9 protein-coding genes are annotated in these 14,172 nt (G+C 64.4%); 7 read left to right on the top strand and 2 right to left on the bottom strand.

Going from position 1 to position 14,172, the window contains the following annotated elements; all coding sequences use genetic code 11:
- Positions 1-26 precede the first annotated feature (26 nt).
- On the bottom strand, positions 27-1,019 hold the full coding sequence (locus BN2476_RS45845) for a hypothetical protein (protein ID WP_143811092.1): 993 nt from the start codon (positions 1,017-1,019) through the stop codon (positions 27-29).
- Between the two features lie 307 nt (positions 1,020-1,326).
- Between BN2476_RS45845 and BN2476_RS31875 the strand changes: the two genes are divergently transcribed.
- From BN2476_RS31875 to BN2476_RS31865, 3 genes are all read left to right on the top strand, one after another.
- The gene (locus tag BN2476_RS31875) at positions 1,327-1,881 is read left to right on the top strand and encodes a hemerythrin domain-containing protein (protein WP_087738184.1); all 555 of its coding nucleotides are present in this window, start codon (positions 1,327-1,329) and stop codon (positions 1,879-1,881) included.
- Between the two features lie 566 nt (positions 1,882-2,447).
- The gene (locus tag BN2476_RS31870) at positions 2,448-6,620 is read left to right on the top strand and encodes a CheR family methyltransferase (RefSeq protein ID WP_087738183.1); all 4,173 of its coding nucleotides are present in this window, start codon (positions 2,448-2,450) and stop codon (positions 6,618-6,620) included.
- A 241-nt stretch (positions 6,621-6,861) separates the two neighbouring features.
- Entirely contained in the window at positions 6,862-7,866 is a 1,005-nt protein-coding gene (locus tag BN2476_RS31865; RefSeq protein ID WP_087738182.1) for a chemotaxis protein CheB, read from the top strand.
- 89 nt (positions 7,867-7,955) lie between these two features.
- Here the strand turns inward: BN2476_RS31865 and BN2476_RS31860 are convergent, their stop codons facing one another.
- On the bottom strand, positions 7,956-8,198 hold the full coding sequence (locus BN2476_RS31860; protein ID WP_087738181.1) for a hypothetical protein: 243 nt from the start codon (positions 8,196-8,198) through the stop codon (positions 7,956-7,958).
- Between the two features lie 246 nt (positions 8,199-8,444).
- Here BN2476_RS31860 and BN2476_RS31855 point away from each other — a divergent pair, with 246 nt between their 5' ends.
- From BN2476_RS31855 to BN2476_RS31835, 4 genes are all read left to right on the top strand, one after another.
- Positions 8,445-8,753, top strand: coding sequence for a DUF4148 domain-containing protein (locus BN2476_RS31855; protein ID WP_087738180.1), 309 nt, complete (start codon positions 8,445-8,447; stop codon positions 8,751-8,753).
- Positions 8,754-9,418: 665 nt separating this feature from the next.
- Positions 9,419-10,450 (top strand): protease modulator HflC, encoded by a 1,032-nt coding sequence (hflC, locus tag BN2476_RS31845; RefSeq protein ID WP_235851049.1) that lies wholly within the window; start codon positions 9,419-9,421, stop codon positions 10,448-10,450.
- Positions 10,447-11,550, top strand: a complete 1,104-nt coding sequence (locus tag BN2476_RS31840; RefSeq protein ID WP_087738177.1) for an SPFH domain-containing protein — start codon at positions 10,447-10,449, stop codon at positions 11,548-11,550. Before hflC ends, BN2476_RS31840 begins: the two co-directional genes overlap by 4 nt.
- A complete protein-coding gene (locus BN2476_RS31835) occupies positions 11,547-13,589 on the top strand; it encodes a heavy metal translocating P-type ATPase (protein ID WP_235851048.1) in 2,043 nt (680 codons plus the stop codon). The genes BN2476_RS31840 and BN2476_RS31835 overlap by 4 nt, the downstream gene beginning before the upstream one ends.
- The last annotated feature ends 583 nt before the right edge of the window (positions 13,590-14,172 follow it).

The following is a 14,172-nucleotide window of genomic DNA, read 5'->3' as shown; positions in this document are numbered from 1 at the left end:
TGGCCAATTGAACCGTCCAGCACGTTTCATGCCTGGGCTTCGTCGATCGAAACTTCAGCTTGTTGCTCTGGAGACGGTCTTGTTGGCTCGAAGCTGCCTATCGTATCGGAGATGGCGCGTGCAGCGAAACGCGGCGCTGGCCCGCCGACGATGCCTGTGACGGCATCGTCGTGAACCGTTGCGTCGGCGGATTTTTGCATTAGGATACGGATTGAGCATTGGCCTCGTTTTCGCTCACGAGGCCGCGCGGTAAGGCATTCGCCGGCTCGCGACAGGAATCCGTAATCTGTCTGGCTAGTCGGTGCGGGGTTGTCGTCTGTTTCGCCATGCAGGCGATTCTTGCCCGGCATGCGTTCGCAAACCGCCGATCCATGCCTGACCGATAGCTCGCGACGCAAAAGACTCTGAACAACGAAGTCGTTTCGTTTCGGCGACCCATGGATGCTGCGAACGCGGATGGCGATGCAGTCCACAAACAATATGACGTAGCGCTCGCGCGTCTGGAGCAGGCTTTCCTGCGAGTGCAGCGCGCGGCCAGTTGCTATCCGTCCGATTCGCTTGCGGTTTTCGAGGCCCGGCAGGCGTATGAGCGGGCGAGACTCGTCTGGCTGTCGGCCGAACTGGCTTTGCGCGGCGATGCGCTCCTGAAAGCCTCGCGTTCGCGCGTGCCCCGCAGCAACGTCCTGGTCGTGGGGCGCTCCGATCAGGTCGTGCGATCCCTCGTCGTGCTTCTGAAAACCCAAGGTTACGCGGCGGCCGTGGGGTGCAGCGTCGCGGAGCTTTACGGGGCGCTGCGCGAGTCGGTCCATACGGTGGTTCTCGTGAGCGTCGATTGCGCGATGGCTCGGGACCGGGCACTTCTCGACGTAATCCGCCATGCGGTTTCGCCGCTGCCCTTCGTCGCGCTGATACGCGGCGGCTTGGCGAATTTGCAGCCCGTCGCGTTCGACCGCGTGGTGAGCGACCCATCGGATATCGGTCAGATAACGGGCGCACTCGATCAGGTCACAGCCATCCACGTCGCCGTAGTCCCTCCTCTCCCGATCGCGCCGCAAGGTGACGCAGGACTGGCGGTCGCGCAGGAGTGAACGCCTCCAGAAGCGGTGCGACTGGCTTCATCATCGGCTCCTTGTGTCCGGCTGGTCGTCGGTGAAATCGCGCTTGCGCCGTTCCAGCCGCCCGCGCTCAATCCGTTCAGCCTCACTGTCGTTACCGTGTCCGCGAGGAACGCTCATTGCTGATTCGACGCAAGCACATCACGCGTCGCAGCGGCCCATGTCGTGTCGCTGCAATTCCCCACAGCAAAGACACTTCATGGAGCCAGTCATGAATGAGGCCGCACACAAACCCGCTGTTGCGCCGGCGGCGCGCAACTCCGGAGCGGACGCAATCGAATTGCTGACGAGCGATCATCGCGCCGTCGAGAAGCTATTCGATGCATTCGAAAAAACAGGCGACGACGATCTCGAAGCGAAGGGCGCGCTCGCGCAGCGCGCATGCGAAGAGCTGACCGTGCACTCGATCATCGAGGAAGAGATTCTGTACCCCGCTGCGCACAAGGCGCTCGGCAAGCACGACGCGATCGACCTGAACGAAGCCTTTGTCGAGCACTATCTCGTGAAGACGCTCGTCGAGAAGTTCGAATCGCTGAAGCCCGGAGACAAAGGCTTCGACGCGTCGTTCAAGGTGATGTCGGATCTCGTTCGGCACCACATCGAGGAAGAGGAGTCGGAGCTGTTTCCAGAATTGCGTCGGCGTGGAATCAACCTCGTCGCACTCGGCGACAAGCTCGGCGCGCGCAAGGCACAGCTCGTGAAGAAGCTCGAACGAGCGGGCAGCAAGCTCGTCGGTGACAGGTCGCTGTCGTTTGGCCCGGCGTGAGCTTCGCGCATGTAGTCAAACGCCGCCGCGCGTGGCATCTGCGCGCGCCGATGCCACACGTCTACCTGATGAGCAGACCCTCAGACATGCTCACGCATGCGACGCCCGCGCACGGTGATTGCCGCTGAACTGCTTGACCGTCCCGCGTGCGACGACCGTCGCGAGCGAGGCCGTTGCGACGGCCGGATAGCGGTGTTGGCGGCGTTGCTCGCCGCGCTGTCCACCCAACTTCTTGCTGCGCTGCAACCACTCCCGCATCCCCGCGCTTTCAGCTCGTCGATACGACGGGCACGCGTTCCCGCTGCCGGTCCCCGCCTTTCCCTCTTAAGCTGACCGCGAGCGCATTGCACTTTGCGCGCGCCGATCGATTTGATCGACAATGATCGATGGCCCCCACAAGAAATTTGTTATAAAGGCTCCGATTGCACCGGCCGTTCGGCTCACGGCTCGCCCGCCGCCTTCCCGAATGGACGCGCATTTCCCAACATCCATCGGCGCGCTTGCGAACTGCCCGTCAGCGACTGAACCGGGCACGCGCGGAATCCGAGTAAAGGGTAGGTTTCAGTATGAGCAAAAGCACATCGCAAAGCCCGGAAGGGAGCGGCTCCGGCACGGCCTCGCACAGCACGCTGCCGTTTCCTGTCGTGGGGATAGGTGCGTCTGCGGGCGGCGTGCAGGCATTGATCCGGTTCTTCGAAAATGCGCCTGCCACGATGGATATGGCGTTCGTGATCATCCTGCATCTGTCGCCGGAGCACGCGAGTCACGCCGACGAGATCCTGCAGCGGGCGACGCGCATGCCCGTCACGCAGGTCACGAGCACGACGGCCATCGAGAAGAATCACGTCTATGTGATCGCGCCCGGCAAGCAGCTATGGCTGTCAGAGGGGTATCTGCGCGTCGGCGAACGCGAAAAGCGCAGCCACGCAACGGTGACGATCGACGAGTTCTTCCGCACGCTCGCGGATGCGCACGACATGCACGCCGTCGGCATCGTGCTGTCGGGTACGGGCTCGGACGGCGCCGCCGGACTGAGCCGCGTGAAGGGAAGCGGCGGCGTGACGATCGCACAGGAGCCGAACGACGCCGAATACCCCGAAATGCCGAACCATGCGATCACGACGGGCCAGGTCGACATCGTGCTGCCCGTCGCCGAGATGCCGCAGCGGCTGCTCGAACTGTGGAACAACGCGCAGAAAATCCGCTTGCCGTTGCCCGACAACGCCGAGCTCGCGGCCGAGCAACCCGACGACCAGCCGCGCGCCGGAACCGAGCGCGCGCTGCAGGACATCCTGATGCATTTGCGCGTGCGCACGGGCCACGATTTCCGGCACTACAAGCGCGCGACGGTGCTGCGACGCATCGAGCGGCGCATGCAGGTCAACGGCGTGCGCGACCTCGAAGCGTATCGCACGTTCCTGCGCAACACGCCCGAGGAAACGACGGCATTGCTCGCGGACATGCTGATCGGCGTGACGCAGTTCTTCCGCGATCGCGAAGCATTCGACGCATTGCAGCGCGTGGTGATGCCGTCGCTGTTCCGCTCGGCGACGAGCGAAGCCCAGGTGCGCGTCTGGGCGGCCGGCTGCTCGACGGGCGAGGAAGCGTATTCGATTGCGATCCTGCTCGCGCAGGCGCGCGAAGCGGCGGGCTCGGCGGCCGCGATGCAGGTGTTCGCCACCGACATCGACGATTCCGCGATCGTGCGCGCGCGCTCGGGCTCGTATCCGAGCACCATTGCGAGCGACGTGCCGCCCGAGCTCCTGCGGCGCTATTTCACGCAGGACGGCGCGCGCTATCTGATCGTGAAGACGGTGCGCGAACGCATTCTGTTCGCCGCGCACAGCCTGTTGCGCGATCCGCCGTTCTCGCATCTCGACCTGATTTCGTGCCGCAACGTGCTCATCTATCTGGACCGCGCGGTGCAGCGGCAGATTCTGGAGCTGTTTCACTTTGCGCTGCGCCCGGACGGCTATCTGTTTCTCGGCACGGCGGAGTCGGCCGATGCCGCCGACGACCTTTTCGCCATCGTCGACAAGAAGAACCGCATCTACCGCGCGAAGCCGATCGTCAATCGCGTGAAGCCGGCCGTCGGCTTTCCGTCGCTGTCCGCGACGACTTTGACATCGCATGAAGAAGCGCCCGCAATCGGCGCATCGCCGGCGCCGCCGAGCGCGCCCGAGCGCCGCGGCTTCTCGTTCTCGGCGCTGCATCAGCGGGTGCTCGAAGAGTATGCGCCGCCCAGCGTGATCGTCGATCGCGACTCGACCATCGTGCATCTGTCCGACAACGTCGGGCGGTTCCTGCGGCATGCGGGCGGCGAGCCGTCGACGAACATCATGACCGTCGTCGTGCCCGAGCTTCGGCTCGACTTGCGCACGACGCTCTTTCGCGCGCTGCAAACGGGCGCGAGCGTCGAGGCGCGGCGCGTCAGGATGATGCGCGACGGCCGCCCGTCGTGGATCAACATGACCGTGCGGCCGTTCCGTGATCCGGGCCTGAACGCGGACTTCTTCCTCGTGCTGTTCGATGAAGTGCAGGAGCGGATGACGGACGAAGGCGAGTCGGAGGGCGAAGGCCAGGACCCCGTGCTCGTGCAGCTCGAACAGGAGTTGCAGCACAGCCGCGAGCAGCTGGCGACGACTATCGAGCAGTATGAAACCTCCGTCGAGGAGCTGAAGGCGTCGAACGAAGAGCTCCAGGCGATCAACGAAGAACTGCGTTCGGCGACGGAAGAACTCGAAAGCAGCAAGGAGGAATTGCAGTCGGTCAACGAAGAGCTGACGACCGTCAACGCGGAGTTGCAGTCGCGCGTCGAGGACACCGCGAAGGCCAATGACGACTTGCAGAACATCATCGTCTCGACCGACATCGCGACCGTGTTCGTCGACAAGAAGATTCAGGTGAAACGCTTCACGCCGAGCGCGACTCGCATCTTCAAGCTGATCGACTCGGACATCGGGCGGTCGCTGTTCGACATCACGCATTCGCTCCAGCATCCGACGCTCGCCGAAGACGTCAAGGAAGCATTCGAGAGCCTGAAGCTCATCGAGCGCGAAGTGCAAAGCCAGGACGGCAAATGGTATCTCATGCGTCTGCTGCCTTACCGCACGGCGGACGACCGGATCGACGGCGCGGTGCTGACGCTGATCGACATCACGAAGCGGCACGCGGCGGAAGAGCAGGCGCGCATCGGCGAACAACGGCTGCGGCTCGTCGCGCAGTCGACCAACGACTACGCGATCATCGTTCAGGACCCGTCGGGACGCATCGTGAGCTGGAACGCGGGCGCCGAACGGATCTTCGGCTACAGCGAGGCCGAAGTGCTGGGCAAGAACATCGAACTGCTCTATCAGCCCAACGATCGCGCGGCAAACGTGCCCGCGCACGAGCGCGAAACAGCCGCGAAAGAAGGGCGCGCCGACGACGAGTGCTGGCATCTGACGAAGGATCATCGCAGGGTCTATTGCAGCGGCGTCGTCACGCCGATCCGCGACGCGTCGTTCACCGGCTTTGCGAAGATCGCGCGCGATGTCACCGAGCGCAAGGAGCGCGAGGACGCGCAAGAGGCCGCGCTCGCGAGGGAGCGCACCGAGCGTCAGAAAGAGTCGCTGTCGAATCAGCTCAAGGACGATTTCATCGCCGTGCTGTCGCACGAGCTGAAACATCCGCTGAACCTGATCGGCGTGAAGGCGGAGATGCTGCCGCGCCTGCCCGAGACGCGCGGCATCGAAGCCGTGCGCGAGACGGCGGACGCGATTCGCCGCGCGATGCGCAGCCAGGCGCAGATCATCGACGATCTGCTCGACTTCTCGCGCGTGAACACCGGCAAGCTCACGCTCGATCTCGGGCACGTCGATCTGGCCGCCACGGTGAACGGCATCGTGCAGTCGTGCGAGGCGGACGCGGCTGAGCGTGGCGTCGTCGTGTCCGCGACGGGCGTCGAGCAGCCCGCGATGGTGCTCGCCGATCCCGTCCGGTGCGAGCAGATCATATGGAACCTCGTCTCCAATGCGCTGAAGTTTTCGCGCGCCGGCGGCCGGATCGATCTGCGCCTGACGCGCGAAGAAGGCATGATGCGCGTCGATGTGGCCGATACGGGCGAAGGCATCGAACCGTCGGAGCTGTCCTCCGTCTTCGACATGTTCCGCCAGGGCGCGCGCAGCCGCATGCGTGGTGGTCTCGGCATCGGCCTTGCGCTCGTCCGGCAGCTCGTCGACATGCATGGCGGACGCGTCGCCGCGCACTCGGACGGCCCCGGGCGCGGCACGACGATGAGCGTCTGGCTTCCGGCGATGGACGAGGCCCATGCGCCATCGCGCGACGACGCGTCGCTGAAATACGCGATTGCGGGCGCGCGCGTGCTGATCGTCGAGGACGACGCGGACTTCGTGTCGTCGTTGACGGCGTTGCTGGAGCTGGAAAAAGCATCGGTGACGGCCGTGCCGGGCGAAGCGCAGGCATGGGACGCACTCGCAGACCGGCCCGTCGACATCCTGATCGTCGACGTGCGCGCGTCGGCCGGCGACGCGCACGCTCTGGTGCGCAAGATCAAGGCCGACCCGCAACGCGCGCGCATCGGGACGGTCGCGATTGTCGGACTCAACCGTGAAGCGGACAGGCAGGCGGCCATCGACGCGGGCTTCGACGCGCTGGTCGGCAAGCCGATCGACTTCGAGGAACTGCTGCAAAAACTGCATGCATTGCTGACATCCACGGCCCCGGCAGCGGGCTCGTGATAGCGCAATAGCGGCGGGGGGCAGGCTGCGCGTGCATCGCGTCTACGAGAACGAATCGGAAGCGCAGCGCCGCCCGTCATTCCCTGGCGACCGATGGGCTCGCCTTTGTCCACTGCGGCCCGCGCGATGACGCAACGCGTGGGCCTGGCTTCCGCCGACGCGCGAAGCCGTTCCTCGCGACGTTGCACACGATTCTTCGCGCACAGGCTCGATTTATGCTGGTTCATACCGAGGAGGGTCTATGAATCGGCGAGATATCGTAGTCATCGGCGGATCGCGTGGCGCGTTTGCGGTGCTCAGGACGCTGGTTTCCAGGTTGCCCAGGGATTTGCCGGCCGCAGTGTGCATCGTCTTGCATATCGGCCGGCACGAAAGCGTGTTGCCCGAGTTGCTGTCGAAGTGGGGGCCGTTGCCCGCACGTCATCCCGTCGCGGGTGAGCCGATCGTCAAGGGCACTGTCTTTGTCGCGCCGCCTGGCCGGCACATGGTGCTGTCGAACGGGTCATTGGGGCTCAACGAAGGAGCGGCTGAAAACTTCGCGCGGCCGGCGGCCGATCCGCTGTTCCGCTCGGCTGCCGTGCACTATGGTCGACGCGTGGTGGGCGTCGTGCTGAGCGGCGACCTGGACGACGGCGCAGCGGGGCTCGCGACCGTCCGCGCGCACGGCGGCTTTTGCATCGTTCAGGACCCGGTCGATTGCGAGGCGGCGTCGATGCCGCGCTCGGCGATGAAATCGGCTGGCGCGGACAGCGTCACGACGGTCGACGATCTCGCGCGCAACATCATGGCCGCGATCGAGGGCGCGGCGCTCCGTCAGCAGGAGGAACCAGCGATGAGCAGCGAGCAGCAGCTTGATCTCGAGGCCCGCCTGGCGCAACAGGGCATCGTTACGCCAGAGGAACTCGATCGCATCGGGGTGCGTTCGTCGTTGACGTGCCCGGACTGCGGCGGCGCGTTATGGCGGGTCGGCGACGACCGGCCTCTGCGCTACCGCTGCCATACGGGGCACGCATTCAACGCACTGTCGCTCGCCGATGGGTACTCGAAGGAATCGGAGAACGCGATACGGGCCGCGATACGCGCGGTGCACGAGCGCGTAATCTTTGCAAGAGAGCGGCAAAGGTCGGCCGAGCGCACGGGCGACGCCGCGCAGATCGGCATCGAGCAGGCGCGCATCGAAGAGGGCGAAAGGCTCATTCGCATGCTGCGCAATGCCGTGAGCGAAGAGTTGTCGCACGATCTGTAGATTGCCGCGTGGCTCAAGGACCGCGCGCGCATTGCCCGATACCCATCGTTGCTTCGCGTGGAATCGCATGGGAAGTGGCCGCGCTTGCATCACCCGCGTTTCACGTAGTGGTCCGACACGATGTTGCGTCGATGAATCCATGCAATCGCGAGTTCCATCGCCTGGTCCCGCGCTTCCTGGTATTCGGCGAAATCACCTTCGACGCCGAGCGTCCGCGTCTCGCCCTCGCGGTCCATGACGATGGCTGCGGCCGTATAGCGACCGCCTTCCGCGGCCGTTACGATCGGCCGGATCATGCAACCACGGTACTCCGTAACGTCTTCCGTTTGCATGTTGCCTCCCGGTAGCCAATGAAGCGCCGTCGCTGCATTGCGCGGCTGTCGAATCAGACAACGCATTTGCAGACAGCGCGTATTGTCGGGCGCAAGTCTCGCGCCCGATGGGTTAACCCGCCCGCAACAACAATCCTTTCCTCGTAACCGTCTTAATCTTAAGCGGCTACATACCTAGACTTGTCGTCACTGATTACGAACAGGGCTGTTCGTAAAGGACCAAAGCAAAGTCTGGAGGTAGTAGCCATGAAGTCCCTGATTCAAGCCGTTGTCGTTGCCGCTGCTCTTGCCGCTCCCGTTGCCGTGTTCGCGCAGTCGAACCAGCCGGTCACGCGTGCACAGGTGCGTGCCGAGTTGATCCAGCTCGAGAAGGCAGGCTACAACCCTTCTCATGGCGAAGATCCGAATTACCCCGCCGATATCCAGGCTGCCGAAGCCAAAGTGGCCGCGCAGAATGCCGCGACGGGTGTCGGCGGCGTGACGGGCGGCTCGTCGGCTTCGGGCCGCCCGGCTGTGTCGCAAGCCGACTGGAACGCGATGTACAACCGTCCTTGAACAGGGGCTCGCAAAAGCGTTCGACTGGACACTGATCGCATCCTGTCGTCGCTGCATCATCGCTGCTTTCTGAACGCGCGGCCCGTCCGCGCGGCATCGTTTGGAAACGGGCTCGCCATAACGTGAGAACACGATAGCGGGCCTGTCATGTCGAATACCTCCGCCGTCGGGCTCCCTCGATGGCTTCGCACAGACCTTCGTGGTCTGTGCGCTTTTTGAAGCACACGCATGGCGGTTTTGTTCGCCGCGACGTGTAGCGCTCTCCTTCGATCGGCCTGCGCATGCACATGCGGCCCGTGTCGTCGAACTGTCCCTCACTTGATCCGTCGAGCACAAAGTCCAACATCCAACGCCAGTTCACGCGACGTTGCTTTCTATTTGTTGGCCTTCCGTTTGTACGCACAAGTAAACTCGCTATTGCCAGCATTTGTACGAGGTCTCAGGGTGCACGTGCGATCGCTGCGGACGGCGCATGACCCCGGATGACACCGACTGGGAGTGGCATGAGCGGGTTTCGATCGCCTACCACGGGGGATTCCATTCCATTTTCGGCGATGGCTGGGCGATCCGTATCGACCTGTGCCAGCACTGCGTGCGGGATAACCCCATCGCTCATCGATCATTGAGCAATTGTGAGTCTGCTTCATTCACACGCTCATGCTCATGTGCACCATGAAGATCATGGACATGACCAGCATGCGCACGGCGGCCCAGCGCCTGAGGGCCGCGGTTTCCGCCTGCGCGTGCTGGTCGCGTCGCTGTGCGTGATCGTTGCGATCACCGTGGCGAGCTTTATCCAGGTGCGCGCCGGCGAGGCGGCAGTGGTCACGCGTTTTGGAGAGCCCATGCGCGTGCTGCTCGAGCCCGGCCTCGCATGGCGCCTGCCTGCGCCGATTGAAGCGGCGGTGCCCGTGGACCTGCGCTTGCACACGACGTCGAGCGGCCTGCAGGACGTCGGCACGCGCGACGGTCTGCGGATCATCGTTCAAGCGTATGTCGCGTGGCGCGTGGCAGACGACCCGAACGACGTCAGACGCTTCGTGCGCGCCGTGCGCAACCAGCCGGACGAAGCCGCGCGGCAAATCCGCTCGCTTCTCGGGTCCGCGTTGCAGACGACGTCCGCCGTCTTCGATCTCGCATCGCTTGTGAATACCGATCCGAAGCAGGTGCGGATCTCGGCATTCGAAGACGCATTGCGCAACCAGATCGATGCGCAGCTGTATTCCGCGTACGGCGTGCACGTCATCCAGGTCGGCCTCGAGAAATTGTCGCTGCCGGCCGTCACGCTGGCGGCAACCGTCGAGCGAATGAGCGCCGAGCGAGAAACAGTGGCCGCACAGCGCACGGCGGACGGCAACCGCGAGGCGGCGCAGATTCGCTCGGACGCGGATCGCGACGCGCGCATCACGATTTCGGACGCGAACGTCAAGGCCGCCGGGATCGAAGCGCAGTCGCGCAAGGATGCGGCCGCGATCTACGGCCAGAGCTATGCGGGCAATCCCCAGCTGTACACGATGTTGCGCTCGCTCGATACGCTGGACTCGGTCGTCAACGCCAATACGAACCTGATCCTGCGCGCCGATGCGGCGCCGTTCCGGGTGCTCGTGCAGGGCCCGGCCGGCATCGGGCTGGGGCAAGCAGGGGAGGCAGCGCCATCGGGAGCATCCGCGTCGAACAAAGGCAGGCCTGCACGATGAGGACCGCCTCCGGCACGCGACAGCTCGGGCCCGGTGGCGAGGCCGTGCGTCTTTCGTTCTGGTCTATCACCGTCGTGGCGGCGCTGGCCGCATGCGCCTGGGCAGGGTCGAACATCCGGCGCATACCGGCGGATAACCGCGCAGTCGTCACGCGCTTTGGCGCATTTGTTCGCACACAGGACGCCGGACTGCTGATTGCATGGCCGCGCCCGTTCGAATCCGTGGTGCTCGTGCCGGGTAGCGCACGCGTGCTCGAGCGGCACATTCAGTCGCTCGAACGCGATCCTCGCGCGCGAGCAGGTGATTCGCACATGACCGATGCGGAGCCACCCGAGCAGGCAGAGATCTCGAGTCCGGACGATCAACCGGGCCGCTCGTCACTCCCAGACGCGCTGGCGGGCTCCGGCTATGTGCTGACGGGCGACAACGGTGCCGTTCAGCTCGACGCGACGCTGTATTACCGCGTGTCTGATCCGTATGCGTATGTGCTGCAGAAGGACCGGCTCGATGCGGCGCTCGAGAGGATCGTGTCGGCGTCGGCAGTTGAAGTGGCGGCGAACCGGGATCTCGATGCGATCCTGGTGGCGCGGCCCGAGCAACAGTCGGCGGACCAGCAGATGGCCGCGAAACGCGAGCAACTACGGGGCGATCTCGCACAGGTCATCGAACAGCATTTGCAGCAGTTGGAGTCCGCGCACGCAGGACTCGGCATTGAAGTTGCACGTGTCGACGTGCGGGGTGCGTTCCCGGCGTCCGCGGTGAATGCGTTCAACTCGGTGCTGACATCGCTTCAGGTGGCCGAGCGCAATATCGCAGAGGCACGCACGGACGCTGAGAGACGCCGCCAGGACGCGCAGCAGGATGCCGACCGGATCGTCCAGAACGCGCAAGCGAGCGCCGCCGAACGCGTCGCTACGGCGCAGACCAAAACCACGGCGATCCGGGAACTCGAGGCGCCGTTGCGCGAGAACATCGATCCGGGCCTGCTCGCGCGCGTGTATCGAGACCGCGTCCAGCAAATCCTGTCGAAGGTCGCGCGCGTGACAACGATCGATCCTCACAACACATCCAATCTGATTCTGCCGGGGAACGCGAGGTGAGTGCATGCGTCGAGAAAACTGCGCGTAAGGCCGTGGCGGGGGATACGGGCGGGGCAGGCGAGCCGCCTGAAGGACCAGTCATTGCGCTGCTGTCCGCATCCGAGCAGCGGGCCGTCACACGGCAAATCGCGCCGGCGCTGCTGGCGGGCGGCCTGCTCGTGTTGTCGTTCGCGTGGCGGTACTTCGCGACGGGAGGAGAGACGCTTGCGCAGGTACTGGCGGGGCTCGCGTCGCTCGTTGTTGCCGGGCCGGTGTTCGCGGGAGCATGGCAAAGCCTCAGGACGCCCAGCCTGCACGGCGTGACCGATCGGTTGATCGCACTTGCGATGCTGGCCGCCTGGGCGCTCGGCGACATGGAGACCGCGGCGCTGCTGCCGATCGTGATGACGTTTGGGCACGCGCTCGAAGAGCGGAGCGTGCTCGGCTCACAGGAGGCGATCCGCGCGCTCGGCAGGCTCACGTCGGGCAACGTGAGGCGCGTCACCGCGGCTGGCGCGATCGAGGAAGTGCCGTACGAAGCGGTGCGTGCGGGCGATCTCGTCGAAGTCGTGGCCGGCGCGCGGATTCCCGCTGACGGGATCGTCCGGCTCGGTCAGTCCAGCGTCGACAATGGGCCCATCACCGGCGAGTCCGTGCCCATCGACCTGGAGGAGGGAGCCGCCGTATTCGGCGGCGCGATGAATCTCGACGGCCCGCTTCGCATTGAAGTCACGCACGCAGGCAAGCAGTCGACGCTCGGCAAGATCATCGAACTCATGCAGCGAGCAGAGCAGGCGAAGCCGCCGATCACGCAAGCGCTTGAACGTTACATGGGCGCCTATCTGGCGCTCGTGCTGCTGATTGCGTCGATCGTGTGGTTCGCGTGGGCGAACGCTTCGGCGATGCTGGCCGTCATCGTAGCCGCGTGTCCGTGCGCACTGGTGCTCGCCGCACCTTCGACCGCCATCGCCGGGATCGCGGTCGGCGCGCGGCATGGCATCCTGTTCAGGAGCGCTGCGTTTCTCGACAAGATTGCTGAAATCGACTCGCTCGTGATCGACAAGACGGGCACGCTGACTTATGGCGAACTGCGCGTCCAAAACGTGTTCCTTGAGCGCGGCACCGACATGGCGCAGGTCCTCGAGCTTGCGGCGCGACTCGGCGAGGGTAGTGCGCATCCCGTGAGCCGTGCCCTCGTGCGCCATGCGATGGGCGCCGGACGCGCGGGATGCGCGAGCACACCGTTCGGGCATACGCGGGAACTGCGCGGACTGGGCGTGGTGGCTGATACGCCGGGAGGTGTCGCGGTGCTTGGACGTCACGGGTTGCTCGCACAGCACGTGCGCGCGTTACCGATGCCGCCCGACTCGATCGACGGGCCCTGTGTCGGTCTGGCGCTCGAAGGCAGATTGCTCGCATGGTTCGGCTTTGCCGACGGGCTGCGTGCCGAGGCGCGCGGCGCGCTGTCGGAATTGCGTGATCTGGGTCTGGTGCGGCAAACGCTTCTGACCGGCGATCGCGAACGGGTAGCGCGCAAGCTCGCGGCGGAAGCCGGAATCGATACCGTCGTCGCGCAGGCTTTGCCCCATGACAAGCTCGATTACGTGATGGGCGAAATCGAAGCGGGCCACCATCCATTGATGGTCGGAGATGGCTTGAACGATGTGCTCGCGATCAAGGCGGGTTCAACCAGCATCGCGATGGGCGAGCGGGGCATCGACATTGCGGTGGCATCGGCAGACGTCGTGCTGCTCGGCGATGACCTGCGGCGCATCGGCACGTGCGTCCGGCTTGGGCGACAGTGCCGTCGTACCGCGACCGTCAACGCGGCGATCGGTCTCGCGTGGACCGTCGGCGTGATTGCGTTCGCCGCAATGGGTGTGCTGGGTGCCGTCTGGGTCGCGCTCTTGCACAACCTCGGCACATTCATCGTGATTGCTAACGCTGGCCGACTCCTGCGTATCGATGAGCTCGGCGGCGCGGCCGATCGCGCTGACGATGAAAGCATCAACCGGATGGGGGCGACCGAAATGCCGACTCAAGATGAGATCGGCGGTTAGGCTTTGAAACGGCATCTGGCCGCCTTGCTCGCTAGCGCTGCGTTACGGGCTTTGACATTGCTCGCCCTTCACGAGTCAGTTCTTGCGGTTCATGCGTTGCGCGAATGCGCGTATGGCGAGTGTAGGTACGCGTGAATCATGGATTGCAAAGTACGACACCTTTTTCATTCTCAACAAGGCTACCTTCAGGGGACCGCGCCAAAGCGGGGCTCTACACCGCGATATGGGGAGCACTCCATTGTTGGCTGCGAGAGCAGCCACCGGCTGAATCGGCACCGACGACTTGCCTTCCGCCTAGAGGGGAATGAACGCTGAGCCTTGGAAACGGCCGCCGTGGCAACGCCAGTATGTGAGGCCGGGGAGGGTCGTTCTGCGTCACGCATACAAGCGAGGCATCGCTGGGTAGCTGGACCTGTTCAAAACCCCCATGTAAGTCTCTGATTCTATTAGGAGGTGGCGCTCGTTTTTGCACCCAGAAACGGGCTCCTTGGTGCACGTATCGTATTGATATCTTTGGGTTTTTTGGTATTTTCGGGGCTGTGTCACTTCGCTAAGGTGTTTAACGCCTGATACCGGCCGACCG

The sequence above is a fragment of the Paraburkholderia piptadeniae genome, from assembly GCF_900007165.1.
In the GTDB taxonomy this organism is placed as follows: domain Bacteria; phylum Pseudomonadota; class Gammaproteobacteria; order Burkholderiales; family Burkholderiaceae; genus Paraburkholderia; species Paraburkholderia piptadeniae.
The sequence above is the reverse complement of the archived record's forward strand: the minus strand, read 5'-3'. Positions and strand labels throughout refer to the sequence as shown.

Excerpts from the sequence above, each read along its gene's own strand:
- BN2476_RS31875 (WP_087738184.1), top strand. The coding sequence starts at position 1,327 with ATGAATGAGGCCGCACACAAACCCGCTGTTGCGCCGGCGGCGCGCAAC.
- BN2476_RS31870 (WP_087738183.1), top strand. The coding sequence starts at position 2,448 with ATGAGCAAAAGCACATCGCAAAGCCCGGAAGGGAGCGGCTCCGGCACG.
- BN2476_RS31865 (WP_087738182.1), top strand. The coding sequence starts at position 6,862 with ATGAATCGGCGAGATATCGTAGTCATCGGCGGATCGCGTGGCGCGTTT.
- BN2476_RS31860 (WP_087738181.1), bottom strand. The coding sequence starts at position 8,198 with ATGCAAACGGAAGACGTTACGGAGTACCGTGGTTGCATGATCCGGCCG.
- BN2476_RS31855 (WP_087738180.1), top strand. The coding sequence starts at position 8,445 with ATGAAGTCCCTGATTCAAGCCGTTGTCGTTGCCGCTGCTCTTGCCGCT.
- BN2476_RS31840 (WP_087738177.1), top strand. The coding sequence starts at position 10,447 with ATGAGGACCGCCTCCGGCACGCGACAGCTCGGGCCCGGTGGCGAGGCC.